Genomic DNA, 21831 nt, shown 5'->3' on the forward strand with positions numbered 1-21831 from the left:
TCTCCGGGGCGGTCTAAAGCTGGCTATCGCCAGTGACGGACAGTTTTCTCCAAGAACCGGCGGGATTCGTCCACGTCGAGGGCCTTCGTCTCCAGGTAGTCGAATGCCACCTCGTACCGGTAGACGATGGCCTCGTCCTCGACCAGACGCCCGCCCAGAAGGGCTTCCAAATACACCACGTCGTGGAACTCCGGCAGCTTGAGGTGGCAGAACGCCCCGGTGTTGATCGGGTGGTCCGCGTCGAGCGGAAGGATCCGCAACTCGACGTTCGGCAGTTCCGACACCTCGACCAGCCGCCTGAGCTGTTCCCGCATCACCTCGTGGTCACCGAACCGGCGCAGCAGGACCGACTCCTCCAGGACGACCGAGATGGCCAGCGGGCTCTCCGCCCTGAGAACAGCCTGCTGGCGCGCCATCCGGACCTCGATCCGGCTGCGGACGTTGCCCGGCGCCTCAAGGGTGCTCCGCTGTCCGCTCTCCATCATGGCTCGGACGTAGGCCTCTGTCTGGAACAGGCCCGGCACCACCTGGGGTTCCCAGTCGCGTGCCGTCGTGGCTTCGGCCTCCAGGCCAAGGAACGTCGTGTATTCCTTTGGCAGGGAGTCGCGGTAATCCTCCCACCAGCCCTTCCGGGTCGCGTCCCGGTGCAGGGCGAGAAGCTCTTGGCGTTGGCCGGAATCTACCATGTAGATCACGAGTAGCGCTTCAACGTCAGCCGTTCTTGGCGAGGTCCGCGCCGTCTCTATTCTGCTGATCTTCGCTGCCGACCAGCCGAGCCGGGCGGCGACCTGGTCGCCCGTCAGATCGGCGCGCTCCCGCAACCGGCGCAGTTCCTGCCCCAGGCGCCGTCGGCGGACGGTGGGACTGCCGTGCTCGGGCATCCCTGCCGACCTCCTTCGTCCGGTAAGTCCGGTAAGTCCGGTGTTCCGGTGTTCCGGTGGACGCACGGATGGTGGGCGCGCCCCGGCGGATCGGGCGCACGGATGAGGGGCGCCCTGTCCGAAGATTACAACGCCCGCTCGTGCAACTTGCACCGCGATTTGCGGCGCATCCGCACAAGATTCTTGCGGAATTCTTTTCGCCAAGTATTGCAGGGGAATGCGTCCTGAGTCACGATCGATACGGGAAGGGTCTTCCGGATTGTGGGGGCGCCGGCGGTCGCCGGCGAAATACTCCGAGGCCCGATTCCCCATCCGGGGCACGCGCCCGGCGAGGGGCGCCGGCCGCTTCGGATGCGCGTGACAACGGGAGGCATCCGGGCCAGTGGGATCTCGACATCCGGCCGGCGTCGCCGGCGCTCGCGTCCGCTGAACAGCGATCACCCGATGGGCCGTTCCCGCGCCGGGACCGCGCCCTCCGTACGACGAATTCGGAGAACGACGAGATCTCCATTTGGCACCCGTCCGGAAGGAGGGCTCCCATGAATCCCCCCGGTGCCGCCTGGTTATCGCTGGTCAGAAGCCGGATGACGATGGCCGACCTGGCGCTGTGCGCCGACCAGGACAGGTGGGCACGCGAACTGAGATGGACCGTGAGCCGCACCGGCTTCGGCGCCCGGCACTACCGCGACCCCCGCTTCGACCTCGTCCGCGAACTGGAGGAGGTCGGCCGCCTCTTCACCGTCTGACGTGCCGCCGGCGCCCGGGCGCGTCCGCGCGGCACGCGCCCGTGAATCAGGCGGAAGGTGATCGTGACCGGTTAGGCTTGCGCGGGTGACGACCGCGCTCATCCACGAACGGCTGCAGTCTCAGCTCGCCTTCCACATGGAGATCGACAAGCTGAAGCGCGTCATCCGCCGGAACTCGCTGATCGACGGCTCGCGCCGGGAGAACGACGCGGAGCACTCCTGGCATCTGGCCATGATGGCGATGACCCTGGCGGAGCACGCGCCTCCGGGCACCGACATGACCAAGGTGGTCGCGATGCTGCTCGTCCACGACATCGTGGAGATCGACGCCGGTGACACCTTCATCTACGACCCCGCCGCCGTCGAGGGACAGGCCGCCCTCGAACGCGCGGCGGCCGACCGCATCTTCGGGCTGCTCCCGGAGGACCAGGGGACGCGGCTGCGGACGCTGTGGGACGAGTTCGAGGAACGGCGCACACCGGAGGCGAAGTTCGCCAGGGCGCTCGACCGGCTCGCTCCGATCATCGCGAACCACCACAACGAGGGTGGCACCTGGTCGCTGTTCAAGGTGACGGCCGCCCAGGTGATGGAGAAGGTGCGGCTCATCGAGGAGGGGTCCCCCACGCTCGGCGAGTACGCCGCGGGGCTGGTCGCCACCTCGGTCGCCCGCAATCATCTGGCGCCCTGACCGGCCGACGACACCGAGGGCCGTCGCACGCTCGTCCACCCAAAACTCGCACATACCGTCTCATGCCTGTCCATGTTCACACCTGTGACGCGGGGGTACGTGATCCCGTGTTAGGGGGCGAACATGGAAGAGACGACCAGGCCGCGACGTGCGGGCAAGACGGCACGGAGGGTCCCTTCGGCGGAGCTCCTCGACGGGCTCGAGCGGGCCACCGCGCTCGACCGGCCGATCGCCGTCATTTCGAAGAAGGTCCGCCGCAGGCTCGGCCCCGGCAAGCTCCGGGACGTCCTGCACGGCGTGCCCATGGGACACCCGCTGCATCCGGCGCTCGCCGTGACGACCTTCGGCTGCCTGCTGTCGGCCAGCGTGGTGGACATGACCAAGACCGGCCCACGCGCGGCGCGGACGCTGATCCTCGCCGGGCTGGCCAGCGCCGTTCCCACGGTGGCGGCGGGGCTCACCGACTGGTCCACGCTCCACCGGGAGCAGCAGCGCGTGGGTTTCGTGCACGCGATGACCAACGCCACGGCGGCGCTCTGTTACGCCGGCTCCCTCCTCTTACGGTTCACGGGACGCGAACGGGCCGGACGCACCCTGGGGTACGCGGGCCTCGCGGCGGCCTCGGCGGGCGCGCACCTGGGCAGCCACATGTCCTACCGCCAGGCGGCCGGGGCCAACCACGCGGAGTCGGTCAGCCACCTCGTGCCGCTCGGCTGGCACGACCTGTGCTCGCTCAAGGACCTGCCCAACGGACGGCCGGTCCGGCGGCGGCTCGGCTACATCGACCTGTTCGTGCTGCGTCTCGGCGACGACGTGAGCGTGCTCGCGGACAACTGCTCCCACCTCGCCGGTCCCCTCCACCAGGGCCGGGTCGCCATGGAGGAGGGCGAGGCCTGCATCGTCTGCCCGTGGCACGGCAGCGCCTTCCGCATCTCCGACGGCCGCGTCATGCACGGTCCCGCGACGTCGCGCCAGCCCGCCTTCCAGACCCGGCTGCGGCAGGACGGCGTCATCCAGGTCCGCCCCGCGGAGTGACCCCGCACCCGTCGGCCGCACCGTGCCCGGACCGGCTCAGCCGGTGTCCGGGCCGCGGTCGTCGGCGGGATGTTCCACCAGCGCCAGGACGCGGTTGGACATGAACCTCGCGGTGCGGACGGGAGTGCCCGCCCGCGTGACCTCGCTGACCTCGACCACTCCGCGGCCCGTCGTGATCTCGATCCGGCGGCCCGCCCTGGTCGCGACCACCTCGTAGGTGCGCGGGGTTCCCCCCGCATCGATGACGATCTCCACCCGGTCGCCCTTCATAAGGGCAGACATACCCTTTCAGGACACCAGCTTCACAATCGCCACGACACCGACGACGACAATGAATCCCCGTAGCAAGGGCGCGGGCAACCGGCGGCCCACCCGGGCGCCGAGGAACCCGCCGACGGCCGAGCCGAGCGCGACCATCAGCACGGCGGCCCAGTCCACCGGGGCGATGAACGCGAACAGCACCGCCGCGGTGCCGTTCACCAGCAGCGACAGCAGGTTCTTGGCCGCGTTCACCCGTTGCAGGTCCTCGTCGAGGAAGCTGCCGAGCAGGCCGATCAGCACGATCCCCTGGGCGGCGCCGAAATAGCCGCCGTACATGCCGGCGCCGAGGACGCCCAGCCACAGCCACGGCCCGCCGTGGGGGTGCGGCCTGCGCCGTACGGCGAGCCACTCGTTGATCCTCGGCTGGAACACCACGAGGAGGCAGGCGACCGCGATGAGCACCGGGACGATGACCTTGAACGCCTCCGCGGGCAGCCACAGCAGGAGCAGGCCGCCGGCGAACGAACCGATCACCGACGCGACGCCGAGCCGCAGCAGCCGCTCGCGCTGACCCGTGAGCTCGGCGCGGTAGCCGAGCACCCCGGTCACGCCGCCGGGGACGAGCCCGACGTTGTTGGACACGTTCGCGACGATCGGCGGGAAGCCCACGGCCAGCATCGTGGGGAACGTGATGAGCGACCCCGATCCCACGACGGCGTTGATCCCCCCGGCCCCGACACCGGCCGCGAAGACCGCGGCCGCCTCCCACGGCGTCACTCGCACTACTCCCTGTTTTCCTGCCTCGCCTCGCTCGGCTGCTCGGGGCGCTTTGAGGCCCCTCGCTGTCCGGCCATCCGCCAAGGGTAGGCGGCGGGTTCCGCGAGGAGGTCAGAGGGGACGGGCGTACCAGCGGCCCTCCTGTCCGCGGTCGAGGTGCAGCCGCACGCCGAATGTCGCGGACAGGTTGTCCGGTGTCATCACCGAGTCGATGGGCCCCTGGGCGACCACCGAGCCGTGCCGCAGCAGCAGCACGTGGGTGAACCCGGGCGGGATCTCCTCGACGTGGTGGGTGACCAGCACCATCGTGGGCGACTTCGGGTCCGTGGCCAGCGCGCCGAGGCGGCGTACCAGGTCCTCTCGGCCCGCCACGTCGAGCCCGGCGGCGGGCTCGTCGAGCAGGAGCAACTCGGGGTCCGGCATGAGCGCCCGGGCGATCTGCACCCGCTTGCGCTCGCCCTCCGACAGCGTCGCGAAGCGCCGCCGGATCAGGTGGGCGCAGCCGAGTTGGTCGATCAGCTCGACCGCCCGGGTGACGTCGTGGGAGTCGTACTCCTCCGTCCACCGGCCCAGGATCGCGTACGACGCGGTGAGCACGAGGTCGATGACCTTCTCGTCCGGCGGGATGCGCTCCGACAGTGCCGCGCTGGCCAGGCCGATCCGGGGCCGCAGGTCGAACACGTCCGCCTGGCCGAGCCGCTCTCCGAGGATCTCGACCGAGCCCTCGGACGGGAACAGCAGCGATGCGGCCACCTGGAGCAACGTCGTCTTCCCCGCACCGTTGGGCCCGATCACCACCCAGCGCTCGTCCTCCCGGACGCTCCAGTCGATGCCGCGCAGCAGGGCGGCACCGTCCCTGCGGACGGCCACGTCCTGAAGCTGAAGCACCTGACCGCCCATGTGGCCCCCTCCCGTGGTTCGCTGAGATAAAACTATGGCAGTCCGACCACATATCGTGGATCGGGTGCGCACCGATTCACCGATCTCCGCCACGCTCGTCGCCTGGGGCAACGCCTGGCTGGGGGGACACGTGAGCCTGGAGGACGCCCTCGACCGCGTCGAGCGCGAGGCCGGACCGCAGGTGGTGGCGGCGGACGGCGTCGAGACTCCGTTGCTGGCCTTCCTCGTGGACCGGCGGATCGAGGGGCTCCACGCGTTCCGGCTGGCCCTGCCCGTGCCCGGCGACCCGCTCGGGCTCACCGGCCCGCCCGTCTTCAACGGCGCCGCCATCGACGCGGGCCAGGCCGCCGTGGCCGTCCTGCCCGGCCGGTGCCTCGGTCTCGTGCCGTCCGACGACCGGCGCGGCTCGTCGTACTCCGGGGTCCGCTGGACGGTGGCCGAGGCGTCGTCCGTCCCGCCCGACGTGCCGTCGCTGGCCGAGGCGGAGCAGGCGCTGCGGACCACCATGATGGCCGCCACCGAGGCGCTGCTGGGCGTGGACGGGCCCGCGCAGGGCTTCCCCGCGCCGGATGCCCTCGACCGCGCCGGCGAGGCTCTCGCGCCCGGCTACCCGGGCAGGGCTCATCGGGTCGGCGCCCTCGCCTCCCGGCTGTCGCTCGCGCTCCGCCTCGCCGACGAGCGAGGGCTCACCTCGGGGCAGGTCGGCGCCCGCGGCCAGGCCCTGCGCGACCTCGACCGGGCCGTACGCCGGGCCAGGGTGGCCGCGCACAACGCCGTCGTCGAGTCCCAGGTCTGACCCCCGCCCGGACCGTCCTCACCGCTTCGCGATCGCCTCGCGGACGGCCGGCACGACCTCCTGGGCCCAGCGGGCCAGGAGGGTGAGGTCGGGGGCGCCATGGTCCGCGGAGAAGAGCGTGAAGCCCGACGCGCCGTGCTCCAGCACGGCTCCGGTCAGTTCCTCGACCCACTGGCCGGCGGAGCCGCCGATCCAGCGGCCGTCGGAGTCGCGGGTGGCGGGCAGCGGCCGCTCGGTGATGCGCCCGGGGAAGTTGAAGACCGTGCGGATCTCGCCGGGATCGCGGCCGGCGGACGCCGCCGCCTCGTCGATGACCGGCCGCGACGTGCGGTAGCGCTCGCTGAGCCAGTCGGCCGCGTGGCCGGGGATCCAGCCGTCGGCCACTCGGCCGGTGGCGGCCAGGGATTTGCGGCCGACCGATCCGGTCCACACGGGCGGCGCGGGCACGGGGGCCGGCTCGATCCGGTGCACCCGGTAGTGCTTGCCCTCGTAGGTGACCGGAGGGCCGCCGCCCGACAACAGTTTGACCAGCACGATCGCCTCCTCGAAGGCGTCCACGGCGTCGCCCGGCGTCAACCGTGGCACGCCCATGTCGGCGATGCGGTCCCACAACCCGCCCGCGCCCATGCCGAGCACGACCCGGCCGCCCGACAGCGCCGACAACGAGGTCACCATCCTGGCCAGCATGGGAGCGGGCCGGGTCGGCAGATTGGTGACGTTGGCGAAACCGGCGATGCGCCGGGTGCCGCCGAGGACGAAGCCGAGCGCGGCGTAGGCGTCCAGACGCCCGCCGAGGTAGGGGTGGTCGGACAACGTGAAGATGTCGAGCCCGTCCCGGTCGGCCTGCCGGGCCATGCGCAACAGCTGGGGGATGTCGTCGATGATGGTGTGCGCGCCGAAACCGAAGACGACGTCATGTGCGGACAATGCTCTGCCTTTCGACGCGAGGAAACAATTCAGTTCGTACCACGAACCATAGTAGTTCGTAGTGCGAACTGCAATCCCTAGCGCGCGGGGTCCGGTTCCATGAACACGGTGGGGACCTCGTTGTCCGTCACGACGCGGCCGAGCAGAGCGGCGAGCGTGTCGCGCTCCGCCGGGGTGAACCGCTCGGTGAGCCGCTCGACACGGCGGCAGGTCTCGGCGTAGAACTCGTCCGCCAGTTCGGCGCCCTTCCTGGTGAGCGACACCCGCACCGCGCGCGAGTCCCGGGGGTCCGATCCGCGCTCGACCAGCCCGTTGCGCTCGCTGCGGTCCACCAGGCCGGTCAGGCTCGACTTGGCCAGGCCGAGCATCGCGCCCAGCTCGCTCATGCCGTAGGGCTGCGCCATCAGGACGCACAACAACTGGCCCTGCTGCTGGGTCAGGCCGTACTCGCGGGCGGAATCCGTGTATACGGCATTCACCAAGAACGTGGACCGCACGAGTGCGGCCACCGTCCCGATCCGGCCGCCGTCATCCTTGCTCATTCGCCCAGAGTAATCAATTCGCGGGACGAACTACTATTTCCGGCTCAGGCGAGGCCGTGACGTACGGCGTAGAGCGCGGCCTGGGTGCGGTCCTGCACGCCGAGCTTCATGAGCACGTTGGAGACGTGGGTCTTCACGGTCTTCTCCGCCACGACGAGCTCGCGGGCGATCTCGCGGTTCGAGCGGCCCGCGGCGAGCAGCCGCAGCACCTCGCGCTCCCGGTCGGTCAGCGCGACCGCCACCCCGCTCTGCTCGCGGCCCGGGCCGGCCAGCATCGCCTCGGCGGCCTCCGGCGCGAGCAGGACCTGCCCGCCGTGCACGGCGCGGATCGCCTGGACGAGGGCGCCGGGATCCACGTCCTTGTAGAGGAAGCCCGCCGCGCCCGCCCGCATGGCGGGGGCCACGTCACCGCGGTCGCTCACCGACGTGAGGACGATCACGCGCACGTCCCGGCCGGACAGCTCCGTGAGCGCGCCGAGGCCGTCGAGCACCGGCATCTTCAGGTCGAGCAGCAGGACGTCGGGGGCGAGCTCGCCGGTCATCGTCACGGCCTCCGCGCCGTCGGCCGCCTCCCCCACGACGCTGATGTCCTCCTGGATCTCCAGGAACGTGCGCAGGCCCTGCCGTACGACGGGGTGGTCGTCGGCGATGAGCACGCGGATCACGCGGGCACCTCCAGTCGTACGGTCGTGCCGCGGCCGGGCGCGGAGGAGACCGACAGCCTGCCGCCGACGGCCTGCGCCCGGTCACTCATCGACGGCAGGCCGAGGCCGTGCACTCCCGCACCGTCGAGCCCGGTGCTGTCGAACCCCGCGCCGTCGTCGCTCACCTCGAGCACGAGCCCGGTCTCCTCGTGCGCGAGCCGTACGTCGATGCGGCCGGCCCGGGCGTGGCGTACGGCGTTGTGCAGCGCCTCCTGGGCGACCCGGAGCACGGCGACCTCGATCTCGGGCGCCAGATCGCGGGCACTGTCGAGGTCGCGGTCGCCGGGCGGCTCGCCCTCGGCCGTGAAGGCGACCCTCGCGGGGTGCAGCCGGTCGAGGAGGACTACCTGCTTGCGCAGGCTCTCCACCAGGCCGTGCCGGTCCAGCTCGGGCGGGCGCAGCTCCACGATCACCGCGCGCAGCTCGGTCAGCGCCTCCCCCGCCATCCGCTCGACCCGGTCGATCGCCTCGGCCGCCCGCTCCGGGTCCGTACGGGCGAGCGCGGCGGCGGCCCGCGCGGTCAGCCGCAGCGAGAACAGCTTCTGACTGACGGCGTCGTGCAGTTCGCGGGCCATGCGGGTGCGTTCCTCGATCACCGTGAGCTCACGCCCCCGCTCGTAGAGCCGGGCGTTGGTGATCGCGATGGCGGCGTGCGCCGCGAACAACGTCAGCAGTTCCTCGTCGGCATCGTCGAACCCGCCGGGCGTCCGCTTGTTGGACAGGAAGATGATTCCGAGGACCGTGCCGCCGTCCGTGATCGGCACGCCCAGGAAGTCCTTGAGGATCGGATGGGCCTTCGGCCACCACTCGAACCTGGGGTCCTTGCGGATGTCGGCGAGCCGGACCGGCGCCCCCTCACGCAGCATCGCGCCCAGCATGCCGTGCTGGCGCGGGGTCGGGCCGATGGCCTTCCACTGCTCGTCGGAGATGCCCTCGGCCACGAACTCGGCGAACGCGCCGTCGTCGTCGGGCACGCCGAGCGCGGCGTACTTCGCGTCGAGCAGCCGCGCCGCCGACCGCACGATCACCTGGAGGACCTCGCGGACCGACAGGTGCCGGGTGACGGCGAGCACGGCCGAGCTGACCGCGTGCAGCACCGCGTCGCGGTCCCGTTCGGACACGGCGGCGGACCCGGCAGCGGGGTCTGCGGCGGGGTCTGCGGCGGGGTCTGCGGCAGGGTCTGCGGCAGGGTCTGCGGGCTGGGGCACGGACACAGACTAGGCCTCGAATCGGGCGTCCCGCGTCGGCCGCGGGTCCTAGTCCCATCTGCCGAGTGACGGCCGGACCTCCGTCCGATGCGCGCCTGACGTGCTGATTTCTAGCGTGGAGCGCATGAAGCACGCACTCATCACCGGAGCCTCGCGAGGGCTGGGACTCGCCCTCGCCAAGGCGCTCGCCGCCGACGGCTGGTCGCTCCTGCTCACCGCCCGGGGCGAGGAGGACCTGATGTCCGCGGCCTTCGATCTCGGCGCCCGGGCCATTCCGGGTGACGTCGCCGACCCGGCGCACGTGGCCAGGCTCGCCGAGGCCGTGCCCGAGCTCGACCTTCTGGTCAACAACGCGAGCGGGCTCGGCCCCGCCCCGATGCCCAGGCTCGCCGACTATCCGCTGGACGCGCTGCGCGCGCTGTTCGAGACCAACGTCATCGCGCCGCTCGCGCTGGCGCAGGCGACGCTGCCCGCGCTGCGCAAGCGGCGGGGCGCGATCCTGAACATCTCGTCCGACGCCGCCGTCGAGGCGTACGAGGGCTGGGGCGGCTACGGCGCGACCAAGGCCGCCCTCGACCAGGTCTCCCACGTCCTCGCCGCCGAGGAGCCCGACGTCGCGGTCTGGTGGGTGGACCCCGGCGAGATGCGCACCCGCATGCTGGCCGACGCCGTCGGCCCGGAGGAGGCCGGGGCCGCGCCGCCGCCCGAGAGCGTGGTTCCGGGGCTGCTGCGCCTCGTGCACAGCCGACCCGCGCCCGGCCGCTTCACCCGGGGGGAGCTGGAATGACCACCCCCGGCCCCCGGGGCGCGGCCGGCCCCGGTCCCTATGCCGCCGCCCGGAGCCGGGCCGAATCTCCCGCGACCGGCGGCCCCGACCCCGGTCCGGCGAGCGAGCCCGGCCCGGCGCCCGCCGGCACCGGAGCACTCCCCCCGGGAATCCGGCCGTACGGGCCGGGGGGATCGTTCGAGTTCGCGCTGACGGCGCCGCTGGAGGCGCACGAGCCGCCGGAGGCCCGCGGGCTGCGCCGCGACGAGGTCAGGCTGCTGGTGTCCCGCCGCGACACCGGCGAGGTCACCCACCACGTCTTCGCCGACCTGCCGTCGCTGCTGTCGCCCGGCGACCTGCTGGTGGTCAACAACTCCGCCACCCTGCCCGCGGCGGTGCGGCTGGACCGGCTCGCCGTCCACTTCTCCGGCCGGCTCGCGTCCGGCGAGTGGCTGGTCGAACTGCGCCGCCGTACGGCGACGGCGACCGAGCCCTACTCCGGCGCCGCGCCCGGAGAGTGGCTGCCGTTGCCGGGAGGCGCCACGCTGCGCCTGCTGGCGCAGGAGACGCCGCGCCTGTGGCGCGCCCGGCTGGACCGCGACGTGCTCTCCTACCTCGCCGCGCACGGCGTGCCCATCCGGTACGGCTACGTGGGGCGTGACTGGCCGCTCGCCGACTACCAGACGGTCTTCGGGGTCGAGCCGGGCAGCGCGGAGATGCCCAGCGCGGGCCGGCCGTTCACCCCGGAACTCGTCACCGCGCTGGTCAGCCGGGGGATCGGGGTCGCACCGATCACGCTGCACACCGGGGTCGCGTCTCCAGAGAAGGACGAACCGCCCTATCCCGAGTGGTTCTCGGTCTCGTCGCGGACGGCACGGCAGGTGAACATCACCCGCGAGCACGGGGGCCGGGTGATCGCCGTCGGCACGACCGTCGTACGGGCTCTGGAGACCGCCGCCCTCGACACGGCCGTCCCGGGAACGGTGCGGGCGGCGACCGGCTGGACCTCTCACGTCGTCACCCCGGAGGGAGGCGTGCGAGCGGTCGACAGCCTGGTCACGGGCCTGCACGAGCCCCGCTCCAGCCACCTGATGATGCTGTCGGCGATCACCGGGACCGGCGTCCTGGCCCGTGCGTACGAGGCGGCGATCGACGAGGGCTACCTCTGGCACGAGTTCGGCGACAGCCATCTCATCTTGTGATGCGTGATCAAACCGTGATCTCGATCGTCAAGGCTTTCCGCATGCGTACCCCCATCGGCAAGCCGACCGCGCTGCTCGCCGTGCCACTGGCCGCGGGCGCGCTGGTCGCCTCCGGCGTGCCCGCCTCCGCCGCGTCCACCGCGACCACGGCGGTCACCGCGCCGGCAGCGTCCACCGCGTCGACCTCGGCCAAGGCGGCGTCGGCGCCCGTCCGCATCCAGGTCAGCTATCCCTACGGCGTCCGTCGCGGACGCGTGGTGTCCTTCAAGGTCACGCTCGTCAACAAGCTCAAGACGAAGACCGACGAGATCTTCCTCGCGGTCAAGTTTCCCAAGAACGTCACCAAGACCCGGATCTACGTCCCGCGCGGCACCAACTATCACGAGCACTGCACCCGGGAGCGGACCCGCGCGCTGTGCGTGCTGCCCGGTCTGAAGAAGGGCAGGAGCTACACGTTCTGGGCGAAGGCTCAGGTGAGCGGGTCGGCCAGCGGCAAGCTCTACGGCTACTTCGGCGGCGCGGTCACCGACACGTCGCTGAACACCGACCCGAGGGAGCTGCTCAGCGAGTTCGGCGACAGCATCGGCTGGGTGAAGACGAAGAGCTCGATCACCCGCTGAGCCCCCGCGCGACGCGGAAAGTCCCCCTGTCCATGGCGCCCGCCCGGCCTCGCCGGGCGGGCGCGAACCATTTCCGGGCCCTTCGTCTGGCAAGCGCGAACCGTGTCCGCGCCTCGGCTGGCGCGAACCGTGTCCGCACCTCTCCGGGCGGGCACGCACCATGTCCAGGGCCTCCCCCGGGCGGGCGCCGGTGCCCCCCGGGCCGCCGGCGCCCTCTCAGGCCGCCAGGGCCTGCCCCTCGGGTTCGGTGAGCCCGGTCCTGACCTGAGCCTCGGTGATGCGCGCCAGCGCCGCACGCGCCTCCCCCCGCCGGGCCCGCCCGCCGTACGCGGCCGGCCGGTCGAGCCGTACGGCGGGAAAGAGCGTCACCTCCGCGACGAGGCCCCGGGTCGCGACGATCCGCAGGACGGACGCGAGCAGCGTGTCGTCCCCGACGTACGACGGCCGCGTGGACAGGGCGGCGCGGACGCCCGTCTCCTCTGTGAACCGCAGCGCCACCGGCCGTACGGGCACCCCCGCGTCGAGCGCCGCTTGGAACACCGCGGGCCGGAAACTGCCCATCTCCCGCCCGCACCACGTGGTGCCCTCCGGGAACGCGGCCACGCTCTCACCGCTCCGCAGCGCGGCGGTCATGTCCGCGACGACCCCCGGCAGGGCGGACAGCCTGTCCCTGTCGATGAACAGTGCGCCGCCCCCGGCGGCGAGCGTGCGGACGATCGGCCACCTGCCCACCTCCGCCTTGGCCAGCGGGCGGCAGGCGACGGTCGCGGTGATGACCAGGGGATCGAGCCAGGAGACGTGGTTGCCGACGAGCAGGGCGGGCCCGTCCTCCCCGGGCACGGCCCGCGCCCGCGCCGACCCTCCGATGAAGGAGAACCCCCGGCGCTTCACGAGCCGCACGCCGAGGGCCCGCAGCAACAGCCGCGACCACAGCATGGTGACCGCCCCACGCCGTGCCGTACGCCCCAGTGTGAGCGCGATGGGCAGGCCGGCGACCAGCACGGCGACCGCGCCCGTCAGGCGGGCGGCCCGGCGCAGGGGGCCGGCCGTACGCGCCTGCGCGCGCAGGCAGGCGCCGGGCGCGCAGGGAGAGACCGGCAGCCAGGCGGAGGAGGCCGCCGGCCGGTGCGTGACGGCGCTCACCGCGACTGTCCCAGGAAGCGCCGCAGGTAGCGGGGGTCGGCGTCGGCCACCGAGAGCAGCACGAAGAAGTCGGCGGTGCCGAAATCCGGGTCGTGCGCGGGGGCGCCGCAGATCCACGCGCCGAGACGCAGGTAGCCGCGCAGCAGCGGCGGCAGCACGAACCGGTCGGAACGCCGCACCCCCGCGTCGCGCCAGGGCGTGTGCGGCCTCACGCGGTGCTCCTCGGGCCCCAGCGGCACCCGGTCGACGATCCCGGCCGCGACCGTGCCGCCGTCGTCCAGGGGCACCGAGCAGCAGCCCGCCAGCCATGCGTGCCCGCGGCTGGTCATGTACTGGGCGATCCCGGCCCACATCAGGGCGACGACCGCCCCGCCGCGGTGATCCGGGTGCACGCACGTGCGCCCGGCCTCGACCAGGTCGCCGCGCAGGCCCTCCAGCGCGCCGAGGTCGAACTCGGAGTCGGAGTAGAGCCGGTCGCTGCGGCGGGGCGGCAGCAGACGGTAGGTGCCGACCACCATGTCCCCCTCGCGGACGAGGAGGTGGTCGCAGTACGTGTCGAGCGGCTCGGCGTCGAGCCCGCTCACGGGGGAGTCGAGCCGGGCCCCCATCTCCCCGGCGAACACCTCGTACCGCAGGCGCTGGGCGGCGCGCAGATCGGCGGCGCTCTCGGCGAGCCCGACGGTGTAGCGGCCGGAGCCAAGGGAGTGCTGGGACTGCAGAGAGATCGTCATGCGCGTCGCGTCCTTCCTCGGGGGGTGCCGGCCACGGTGAGGCGTCCCGTCTCTCCCGGCCCGCTCCGCGGCCCACCACCATCACGACATGCGGAAATGACAGCGGTCCCTCAGGGCGGGGGCATGAAGGCGTCCGCATCGTGAACCTCGTGCGCGCTCATGACAAGCGGCGCAGTAACCTCAAACAACGTGAACCAGCGCACGCTCCTGATCACGCTGACCGGTCCGGATCGCCCGGGCGTCACCTCGCGGCTGTTCGCCGTGCTGGCCGGGTTCCCGGTCGTCGTGGCCGACGTGGAGCAGGTCGTCATCCGTGGCCGTCTCACTCTGGGCGTGCTCGTCGCCTACGCCGGAGGGCCGCCCACCGGCACCGGAAGCACCATCGGCGGCCTGTGGACGGCCGTCGAACAGGTCGCCGCCGACCTCGACATGGACCTGGAAATCGCCACCGGCACGACTTCCAAGGAAAAACGGCGGCGCGGACGGCTGCACGTGACCGTCCTGGGCTCGCCGCTGCTGCCCGCCGCCATGGCCGGGATCGCCGGCCGCATCGCGGCGAGCGGCGCCAACATCGACAGGATCGAACGGCTGTCGAGCTATCCGGTCACGTGCATCGAGCTCGCCGTGTCCGGCGCCGACCCCCAGGCGATGCGGGCGGAACTCGCCGCCGAGGCGGCGGCCCAGCAGGTGGACGTGGCCGTGCAGCGCACCGGCCTGCACCGCCGCGCCAAGCGCCTCATCGTCATGGACGTCGACTCGACCCTGATCCAGAACGAGGTCATCGAGCTGCTGGCGCGGCACGCCGGCTGCCTCGACGAGGTCGCCCGGGTCACCGACGAGGCCATGCGGGGCGAGCTCGACTTCGCCGAGTCGCTGGTCAGGCGGGTCGCGCTGCTCGAAGGGCTGTCGGAGGAGGTTTTCGAGAAGGTCGTCAAGGAGGTCGTCCTCACCCCCGGCGCGCGCACGCTGGTGCGCACCCTCAAGCGGCTGGACTACCGCTTCGCGATCGTCAGCGGCGGCTTCACCCAGATCACCGACTCCCTCGTGGCCGACCTCGGCATCGACTACTCGGCCGCCAACACGCTGGAGGTCGTGGACGGCCGGCTCACCGGCCGGGTGGTCGGTGAGATCGTGGACCGGCCGGGCAAGGCCCGCGCGCTGGAGCGCTTCGCCGCCGAGGCGGGCATCCCGCTGAGCCAGACCGTCGCGATCGGCGACGGAGCGAACGACCTCGACATGTTCGCCGCCGCCGGGCTCGGCATCGCCTTCAACGCCAAGCCGATCGTGCGGCAGGCCGCCGACACCGCGGTCAACGTGCCGTACCTCGACTCGATCCTCTACCTGCTCGGCATCTCCCGCGAGGAGGTGGAGGCGGCCGACGCCGAGGACGGCATGCCGCCCGCCCTGACCTGAGTGCGCCCGGCGGGTCTGCCGCCGTCGTCCGGACCACGCGTCCCCGGTGGCGCGTCCCGCTCGTCACGGCGCGGCGCCCGTCACGACGACCGGGTCAGGACGGCGGGGTCGCGAACGCCCCGGCCGAGGCCGCGCACAGCCGTACGGCGTCGGCGTCCAGCGAGCGCAGCGCCTGGTCGACGGCGGCGGTACGCAGCAGCGCCCGCCCCGGACCCGGCTCGCCCGTGGCCGTCTGCGGGCCAGGGCCCGGCCCGGTAGCGCTCGTCTCCAGTTCCGTGAGCCGGCGCTCGGCCTGGGCGCCGACCCGCGCGGCGTCGTCCGCGAGCCCCCGGCCCACGTCCGCGGCCGATTTCTCGTACGGCTCCCGCCCCCGCACGGCCTCCGCGGCGGCCCGCAGGTGTCCGGCCACGGCGTCCAGGACGTCGGGGACGGGCCCGGCGCCGGTCGGCTCGTCACGCAACACCGAGATGAGCGTCAGGAGGTCGTCGCGGACCCGCTGGGCGGCCTCCAGGGCCTCGTCGACGGCGTCGGGGGCCGCGCCGCCGGGCTCCTTCGCGATGTAGTCGAGCGCCACGGCGACCATCTCGGCGTCCACGGCGGCCTTCCTGATCCGCTCGTCGGCCCGCTCGGCGCCGGCCCTCCCCCGGGCCAGTTGCGCGAGCGTACGGGCGACCGCCGCGTGCGAGTCGAGCATCCGGCCGACCCGCTCGGCCAGCCGGTCCGTCTCCCCCCGCGGCCACAGCAGCCGCGTGCACGCGATGGCGATGACGCCGCCGACGACGGTCAGCACGACCCGCGACTCGGCGATCTTCTCGGTCTGCGGCACCTGGAAGTCGAGCAGCAGCAGCACGCACATCGTCATGAACGTGGCCCAGTAGGCGTGGTGCGTCGGGGCCAGGCCGAACGCCAGCGCGGCCGACACCCCGATCAGCGCGACCAGCGGCCAGTGGCCGGGCGCGACGTGCAGGATCGCGGCCGAGACCAGCCCGCCGGCCGTGCTGCCGCCCACCCGCCACCACACCCTGGCCCGCGTCTCCCCGTACGTCGGCTGGATGGTGACCAGCACCGCGATCACCAGCCAGTGCGGGAACGCGGGCTTGAACAGCACGATGACGATCGAGGCGAAGGCGGTGCCGAGCACGACCCGCAGGGCGTGCCGCACGCGCGGGTCGTCGAAGGCGAGCGGCGGGGGAACCGCCAGGGTGGCCAGATCGAGGCCGGGCGCGCACAGGCGGCGGGCCGCCTCGGCCGAGCCGTCGAGCGCCGCCTGGATCCGTCCGGCGCTGTGCGCGATCTGCCGCAGGAGGACGAGCACGACCATCTCGCGCTCGCCGTCCGCGCCCCGCTCGCGCAGCCGGTCCACCCGGTCGCCGAAGTCCACGACCGGCACCTGCTCGGGCGGGCACTCGGCCAGGTAGGCCCGAAGAGACGCGGACAGCGAGGCCACGAGGTCGCCCAGCCCCGCCTCGCCGGCCGCGCCCGGCGCCCGTCGCGCCAGCGTGTCGCACAGCCCGCGCAGCGCGATGATCTCGTGGAACACCCGGCGCAGCGCGAACGCGACGTCCTCGGCCGCCCGCGACCGCTCCCACCGCAGACGGCGGGCGCGCGCCGTACGGATCTCGCTGATCGCGTCGGACGCCGTCCTGCGGCGCTCGTCCCACTCGTCCTGACCCACCGAGGGGTCGGCCACCGCCTCGGCCAGCCCGGCCAGGGTGTCGGCCGTCTCGCCCAGCATCGTCGCGATCGGGCGGGTGCGCCGCCACCGCCAGGGCAGGGTGAGCAGGACGGCGGCCAGCACCCCGCCGAGCAGTTGCAGGCCCGTGTGCGGCGCGGGATCGAGCGGCAGCGGATTGGCCGCGGTCAGCAGCAGCGTGAGCGCCGGGGTGACGCCGATCGGGCGCACCAGGCCGCCCAGCCCGGCCAGGGCCGAGGCGACGGCGACCATGAACCAGTCGCTGCCCGCCAGCAGGACCCCCAGCGACGTCCCCACGCCGACCGACAGCACGACCCCGAGCAGGTACGGCGTACGCACGCCCGCGGGGTTCGCGATGGCCCGGCCCGCGACCAGCCAGGCGCCCAGACCCACGACCGCGCCGCCCGCCGGGTGACCGCTGAGCAGGCCGATGAGCAGCGGAATCCCCAGGCAGGCGGCCCCGGTCAGGCCGAACCCGAGCGCGAGGCGCGGATCCTCCAGCCTCGGCGCCCTGGCGAGCACGACGTTCCTGAGCGGCAGGCGGTTCTTCCTACCCGGATTCCCCGGGCGCTATCAGGGGTGGCTCGTCCGGACCAGGCGTCCGGTGCCGGGAGCGGCGTCCTCCCACGGCACGTCCAGCTCGATCACCGCGTACGCGCCGGGAGGGAAGCCGTCGAGCCTGACGTCCGTCAGGGCGGCGACGAGCTCGTGCACACCGGGGTTGTGGCCGACGAGCACGACCGACGCGATCTCGCCGTCCGTACGGCGCAGCACGCCGAGCAGGTCGTCCGGGTACGCCTCGTAGATGTCGCGCTCGATCTCGACGTGGGCGTCGAGGCCCAGCAGCTCGGCGGTCCTGCGGGTGCGCACCGAGGGCGAGCACAGGACGAGCCCGGGCGCGAGCGATTTGATCTCCTCCCCGGCCGCCCGGGCGTCCCGCTCGCCGCCGGAGGTCAGCGGACGTTCGCTGTCCGGCAGCCCGGGCGCGTGGCCGGCCTTGGCATGCCTGACCACGACGAGCGTCCGGACGCTCATGGCATGGCCCAGATGGCGAGGCCCACGATCACGGCGATCATCGCCGTCATGGTCAGCAGGATCAGCGCCAGTGTCCTGCCCCCGTTCGGCTTGTCCATAAGTGCTCAGTGTATGGAGAAGGTCCCCCGCTCCAGGAGCAGGGGACCTTCGGGCCGCGTGGGTGCCGCGTCAGTGGGCGACGGGCTCCGTGGCGCGGGAGGCCTGGTCGGCCTCGCCGGTCGGGGCGATGCCCGAGGCGCGGCGCTTGGAGACGACCACGGCGCCGACGACGACCGCCACGGCGACGACCGTCGCGGTGACGCGGACCGCGACGTTGTCGGCGTACGCGACGACGGCCGGGGCGATCAGCAGCGCGACCAGGTTCATCACCTTGATCAGCGGGTTGATGGCCGGACCGGCGGTGTCCTTGAACGGGTCGCCGACGGTGTCGCCGATCACGGTGGCGGCGTGCGCCTCCGACCCCTTGCCGCCATGGTGGCCGTCCTCGACGAGCTTCTTGGCGTTGTCCCAGGCGCCGCCGGAGTTGGCGAGGAACACCGCCATCAGCGTGCCCGCCGCGATGGCGCCGGCCAGGTAGGCGCCGAGCGGCGCGTACCCGAGCGCGAAGCCGACCGCGATCGGGGTCAGCACGGCGAGCAGGCCGGGGGTCGCGAGCTCGCGCAGCGAGTCGCGGGTGCAGATGTCGACCACGCGGCCGTAGTCCGGCGTCTCGGTGCCGTCCATGATCCCCGGCTTGGTGCGGAACTGCTCGCGCACCTCGTACACGACCCGGCCCGCGGCGCGGCCGACGGCGCTGATCGCGAGGCCGGAGAAGAGGAACACCACGGCCGCGCCGACGATGAGGCCGACCAGCGCGTTCGGGGCGTCCACCGACAGGCTGAAGTTCGCGAACGACCCGAGTGCGTCCTTCACGCCTTGTGAGGCCTTGGCGAGCTCGCTCTCGACCGCGGTGCGGAACGAGCCGAACAGCGCGGTCGCCGCGAGCACGGCGGTCGCGATCGCGATGCCCTTGGTGATGGCCTTGGTGGTGTTGCCGACCGCGTCCAGGGAGGTGAGCACGCGGGCGCCCTCGCCCTCGACGTCGCCCGACATCTCCGCGATGCCCTGGGCGTTGTCGGAGACCGGGCCGAAGGTGTCCATCGACACGATCACGCCGACCGTGGTCAGCAGGCCGGTGCCGGCGAGTGCCACGGCGAACAGCGCCACGGTCACGTTGCCGAAGCCGAGCAGGAAGGCGCCGTAGACCGCGCCGCCGATCAGCAGCGCCGAATAGACCGCGGACTCCAGGCCGACCGAGATGCCGGACAGGATGACGGTGGCGGGGCCGGTGAGCGAGCTCTCGCCGATCTCCCGGACCGGGCGCCGGTTGGTCTCGGTGAAGTAGCCGGTGAGGATCTGGATGGCGCTGGCCAGGACCAGGCCGACGAGCACCGCGCCGATGGCGATCAGGCGCGGGTCGGCGGTGAGCGCGGCGACGTCCGCGGACGCGCCGGACAGCTGGGCGAAGCTCGACGGGAGGTACGCGAACGCCGCGACGGCCACCAGCACGGCGGAGATGGCGGCGGAGATGAAGAAGCCGCGGTTGATGGCGGCCATGCCGGACCGGTCCCGCCCGCGCGGCGCGGTGGCGAAGATGCCGATGACCGCGGTGATGACACCGATCATCGGGACGATCAGCGGGAAGACCAGGCCCTCGGTGCCGAAGGCGGCCTTGCCCAGGATCAGGCTCGCGACCAGGGTGACGGCGTACGACTCGAACAGGTCGGCCGCCATGCCGGCGCAGTCGCCGACGTTGTCGCCCACGTTGTCGGCGATGGTGGCGGCGTTGCGCGGGTCGTCCTCGGGGATGCCCTGCTCGACCTTGCCCACCAGGTCGGCGCCGACGTCGGCGGCCTTGGTGAAGATGCCGCCGCCGACACGCATGAACATCGCGAGCAGCGCGGCGCCGAAGCCGAACCCCTCGAGGACGTTCGGCGCGTCGCCCTTGTAGACGAGCACGACGATCGCGGCGCCCAGCAGGCCGAGGCCGACCGTGAACATGCCGGCGACGCCGCCCGTGCGGAACGCGATGCGCATCGCGGTCTTCTCGCCCGACTCACGGGCGGCGGACGCGACGCGGACGTTTCCGCGTACGGCGAGCCACATGCCGATGAAACCCGTCAGCGCGGAGAACACCGCGCCGACGACGAAAAAGACCGACCTGCCGATTCTCTCGCCGGTCGAGCCGGCCGGAAGAAGCAGCAGCAGGAACGGAATGATGACGACGAATATCGCGAGCGTCCGGAACTGCCGCGCGAGATAGGCGGCGGCGCCCTGTTGCACGGCCCTCGCGATGTTCTGCATTCGCTCGGTGCCCTGCCCCGCGGCGAGCACCTCCCGCACCAGTCCGCCCGCGACGGCCAGAGCGAGCAGCGCCACGACGGCGACGACTATGACAAGGGTGAGATGGGAACCGTTCAGAGCTACCGCTGCGCCTTCGTCAGCGGCAGCGGCGTAATAGGCAGACATCCGTCCTCCTCGGCCAGACGGGTTTCGGTCCTCCTGCCCGGGCGGCGCTGAACGAACCCACTGGCCGTGCGGCGCACTTCCGGGCGGTTGGCAAGTGCCGCTTCCGGTTGCATCCGCAATACCTTGGCCGGTGCCGGGAGTCTACGCAGCGATGCCGCGGATATGAAGGCCCTCACGCCCCGCAATCGAGGCGGCGCCCGGTAATGGACGAACATTTGCACCGCTATCAAGGTGCTTTGACCAGCGGAGTCAGGAGCACGGCGGCAGAGGTCGGCCGGGTTACGGTACGCCCCGATAGCAGGCTTCGGACGTCCGATATCTGGGAGGGCATAGCAAAAGATCGAGTGCCACGCCGGGGGGCGACACTCGATCTGTTCGGATCTTCGAGGTCTCCGAAAGCCCGCGAGGGCCTCGGAGATCCGCCGGAGGTCTCGGCGGTCAGAGGGCGGCGACGCCGTTGGGCGACGCGGGCCAGCTCATGCGGATACGCATGCCCTTCGGCCCGGGAAGCACCTCGACGTCGTCGGCCAGCCCCGCGATGACCGCGATGCCCAGATTGTCGATCTCGGGCATGAGGCTGCCGCTCGCCTCCAGCACCTGGGGCGTCACATCCTCGCTCGGGGCGGCGTCGGTGACGGTCACCTCGAAACGCCCCGCGTCATCGCGTAACTCGATGCGTACCGGCTCCCCCGGGCAGTGGAGGCGGTGCGCCTCCACAGCCCGCGAGCACGCCTCTCCGACGGCGAGCCGCACCTCGTCCAAGATCGCCTCCGCCACTCCCGTACGCCGGGCGATGGCCGTGGCGACCAGCCGGGCCGTACGCACGTGGGCGGGCAGAGCGCTGAACGTCAGCTCGACGGTGGCCATGTTGCTGAATCCTCGGCCGTCACTTGTCCCGGCCGTGGGCTTCCTTGGCCTCCTCGACAGAGGCGTAGATCCCGAAGACCTTCGTCAAGCCGGTGATGCGGAAGATCTTCAGAATGCGCTCCTGCGTGCAGACGAGCTCCAGGGAGCCGTCGTGCGCCCGCACCCGCTTGAGGCCGCCGACCAGCACGCCAAGGCCCGTCGAGTCGAGGAAGTCCACCTTCTCCATGTTGACGAGCAGGTGGAAGTTGCCCTTGTTGACCAGGTCGATCAGCAGCTCACGCAGTCTGGGCGCGGTGTAGACGTCGATCTCACCCTCGACATCGACGATGGTGAGATTGTCCTCGGAATGGTGGTCCAACTTCAGATCCACAGATCCTCCAGCGCCTTA

General features: G+C 72.3%; 23 protein-coding genes. 8 read left to right on the plus strand and 15 right to left on the minus strand.

Translation table 11 applies throughout. The features are described 5' to 3' along the window. Positions 1-23: 23 nt before the first annotated feature. A complete protein-coding gene (locus ACWEQG_RS13745) occupies positions 24-881 on the minus strand; it encodes a helix-turn-helix domain-containing protein (protein ID WP_452284551.1) in 858 nt (285 codons plus the stop codon). 539 nt (positions 882-1420) lie between these two features. Here ACWEQG_RS13745 and ACWEQG_RS13750 point away from each other — a divergent pair. From ACWEQG_RS13750 to ACWEQG_RS13760, 3 genes are all read left to right on the plus strand, one after another. After that, positions 1421-1627 (plus strand): hypothetical protein, encoded by a 207-nt coding sequence (locus ACWEQG_RS13750; protein ID WP_363463832.1) that lies wholly within the window; start codon positions 1421-1423, stop codon positions 1625-1627. 136 nt (positions 1628-1763) lie between these two features. Continuing rightward, positions 1764-2315, plus strand: a complete 552-nt coding sequence (locus ACWEQG_RS13755; RefSeq protein WP_452285095.1) for an HD domain-containing protein — start codon at positions 1764-1766, stop codon at positions 2313-2315. Between the two features lie 123 nt (positions 2316-2438). Beyond that, on the plus strand, positions 2439-3350 hold the full coding sequence (locus tag ACWEQG_RS13760) for a Rieske 2Fe-2S domain-containing protein (RefSeq protein ID WP_452284553.1): 912 nt from the start codon (positions 2439-2441) through the stop codon (positions 3348-3350). A gap of 36 nt (positions 3351-3386) precedes the next feature. On the opposite strand, the gene ACWEQG_RS13765 is transcribed toward ACWEQG_RS13760, so the two are convergent. The 3 genes from ACWEQG_RS13765 to ACWEQG_RS13775 all read right to left on the minus strand — a co-directional run bounded on the left by ACWEQG_RS13765 (position 3387) and on the right by ACWEQG_RS13775 (position 5288). Beyond that, entirely contained in the window at positions 3387-3632 is a 246-nt protein-coding gene (locus ACWEQG_RS13765; RefSeq protein ID WP_363463836.1) for a hypothetical protein, read from the minus strand. A gap of 6 nt (positions 3633-3638) precedes the next feature. Continuing rightward, positions 3639-4388, minus strand: a complete 750-nt coding sequence (locus tag ACWEQG_RS13770) for a sulfite exporter TauE/SafE family protein (RefSeq protein ID WP_363463838.1) — start codon at positions 4386-4388, stop codon at positions 3639-3641. A 111-nt stretch (positions 4389-4499) separates the two neighbouring features. After that, positions 4500-5288, minus strand: a complete 789-nt coding sequence (locus ACWEQG_RS13775; protein WP_363463839.1) for an ABC transporter ATP-binding protein — start codon at positions 5286-5288, stop codon at positions 4500-4502. 64 nt (positions 5289-5352) lie between these two features. Between ACWEQG_RS13775 and ACWEQG_RS13780 the strand changes: the two genes are divergently transcribed. Continuing rightward, on the plus strand, positions 5353-6084 hold the full coding sequence (locus ACWEQG_RS13780; RefSeq protein WP_452284555.1) for a hypothetical protein: 732 nt from the start codon (positions 5353-5355) through the stop codon (positions 6082-6084). A gap of 18 nt (positions 6085-6102) precedes the next feature. Here the strand turns inward: ACWEQG_RS13780 and ACWEQG_RS13785 are convergent, their stop codons facing one another. The 4 genes from ACWEQG_RS13785 to ACWEQG_RS13800 all read right to left on the minus strand — a co-directional run bounded on the left by ACWEQG_RS13785 (position 6103) and on the right by ACWEQG_RS13800 (position 9378). Then, positions 6103-7011, minus strand: coding sequence for an LLM class flavin-dependent oxidoreductase (locus ACWEQG_RS13785; RefSeq protein ID WP_452284557.1), 909 nt, complete (start codon positions 7009-7011; stop codon positions 6103-6105). Between the two features lie 77 nt (positions 7012-7088). Continuing rightward, positions 7089-7553 (minus strand): MarR family winged helix-turn-helix transcriptional regulator, encoded by a 465-nt coding sequence (locus ACWEQG_RS13790; RefSeq protein ID WP_452284559.1) that lies wholly within the window; start codon positions 7551-7553, stop codon positions 7089-7091. 44 nt (positions 7554-7597) lie between these two features. Then, the gene (locus tag ACWEQG_RS13795) at positions 7598-8218 is read right to left on the minus strand and encodes a response regulator transcription factor (protein ID WP_363463845.1); all 621 of its coding nucleotides are present in this window, start codon (positions 8216-8218) and stop codon (positions 7598-7600) included. After that, positions 8215-9378 (minus strand): GAF domain-containing sensor histidine kinase, encoded by a 1164-nt coding sequence (locus ACWEQG_RS13800; protein WP_452284561.1) that lies wholly within the window; start codon positions 9376-9378, stop codon positions 8215-8217. The genes ACWEQG_RS13795 and ACWEQG_RS13800 overlap by 4 nt, the downstream gene beginning before the upstream one ends. 211 nt (positions 9379-9589) lie before the next feature. On the opposite strand from ACWEQG_RS13800, the gene ACWEQG_RS13805 reads away from it, so the two are divergent. The 3 genes from ACWEQG_RS13805 to ACWEQG_RS13815 are packed head-to-tail and all read left to right on the plus strand — an operon-like array spanning position 9590 to position 12053. Then, complete coding sequence (locus ACWEQG_RS13805; RefSeq protein ID WP_452284563.1) at positions 9590-10252, plus strand: SDR family NAD(P)-dependent oxidoreductase; 663 nt, start codon at positions 9590-9592, stop codon at positions 10250-10252. Then, positions 10249-11433 (plus strand): S-adenosylmethionine:tRNA ribosyltransferase-isomerase, encoded by a 1185-nt coding sequence (locus tag ACWEQG_RS13810; RefSeq protein ID WP_452284564.1) that lies wholly within the window; start codon positions 10249-10251, stop codon positions 11431-11433. Before ACWEQG_RS13805 ends, ACWEQG_RS13810 begins: the two co-directional genes overlap by 4 nt. Next, positions 11433-12053 (plus strand): hypothetical protein, encoded by a 621-nt coding sequence (locus tag ACWEQG_RS13815; protein ID WP_452284566.1) that lies wholly within the window; start codon positions 11433-11435, stop codon positions 12051-12053. Before ACWEQG_RS13810 ends, ACWEQG_RS13815 begins: the two co-directional genes overlap by 1 nt. A gap of 216 nt (positions 12054-12269) precedes the next feature. Here ACWEQG_RS13815 and ACWEQG_RS13820 read toward each other — a convergent pair whose 3' ends face one another. Both ACWEQG_RS13820 and ACWEQG_RS13825 read right to left on the minus strand, forming a co-directional pair. Continuing rightward, complete coding sequence (locus ACWEQG_RS13820; protein WP_452284568.1) at positions 12270-13196, minus strand: lysophospholipid acyltransferase family protein; 927 nt, start codon at positions 13194-13196, stop codon at positions 12270-12272. Further along, positions 13193-13927 carry a GNAT family N-acetyltransferase gene (locus ACWEQG_RS13825; RefSeq protein WP_452284570.1) on the minus strand — a complete coding sequence of 245 codons (735 nt, stop codon included), beginning with the start codon at positions 13925-13927 and terminating at the stop codon, positions 13193-13195. The genes ACWEQG_RS13820 and ACWEQG_RS13825 overlap by 4 nt, the downstream gene beginning before the upstream one ends. Before the next feature lie 189 nt (positions 13928-14116). On the opposite strand from ACWEQG_RS13825, the gene serB reads away from it, so the two are divergent. Continuing rightward, on the plus strand, positions 14117-15340 hold the full coding sequence (gene serB / locus ACWEQG_RS13830) for a phosphoserine phosphatase SerB (RefSeq protein WP_452284572.1): 1224 nt from the start codon (positions 14117-14119) through the stop codon (positions 15338-15340). A gap of 94 nt (positions 15341-15434) precedes the next feature. Here serB and ACWEQG_RS13835 read toward each other — a convergent pair whose 3' ends face one another. The 5 genes from ACWEQG_RS13835 to ACWEQG_RS13855 all read right to left on the minus strand — a co-directional run bounded on the left by ACWEQG_RS13835 (position 15435) and on the right by ACWEQG_RS13855 (position 21813). Next, positions 15435-17555: an FUSC family protein gene (locus ACWEQG_RS13835; RefSeq protein ID WP_452284574.1), complete on the minus strand. Its 2121-nt coding sequence runs from the start codon at positions 17553-17555 to the stop codon at positions 15435-15437. Positions 17556-17606: 51 nt separating this feature from the next. Beyond that, positions 17607-18068 (minus strand): SixA phosphatase family protein, encoded by a 462-nt coding sequence (locus tag ACWEQG_RS13840; RefSeq protein ID WP_452284576.1) that lies wholly within the window; start codon positions 18066-18068, stop codon positions 17607-17609. A gap of 168 nt (positions 18069-18236) precedes the next feature. Beyond that, the gene (locus tag ACWEQG_RS13845; protein ID WP_452284578.1) at positions 18237-20576 is read right to left on the minus strand and encodes a sodium-translocating pyrophosphatase; all 2340 of its coding nucleotides are present in this window, start codon (positions 20574-20576) and stop codon (positions 18237-18239) included. A 438-nt stretch (positions 20577-21014) separates the two neighbouring features. Beyond that, on the minus strand, positions 21015-21443 hold the full coding sequence (locus tag ACWEQG_RS13850) for an ATP-binding protein (RefSeq protein WP_363461209.1): 429 nt from the start codon (positions 21441-21443) through the stop codon (positions 21015-21017). 19 nt (positions 21444-21462) lie between these two features. Next, the gene (locus ACWEQG_RS13855; protein WP_030506779.1) at positions 21463-21813 is read right to left on the minus strand and encodes an STAS domain-containing protein; all 351 of its coding nucleotides are present in this window, start codon (positions 21811-21813) and stop codon (positions 21463-21465) included. Positions 21814-21831: the final 18 nt, after the last annotated feature.

The sequence above is a fragment of the Microbispora sp. NPDC004025 genome (assembly GCF_053604425.1).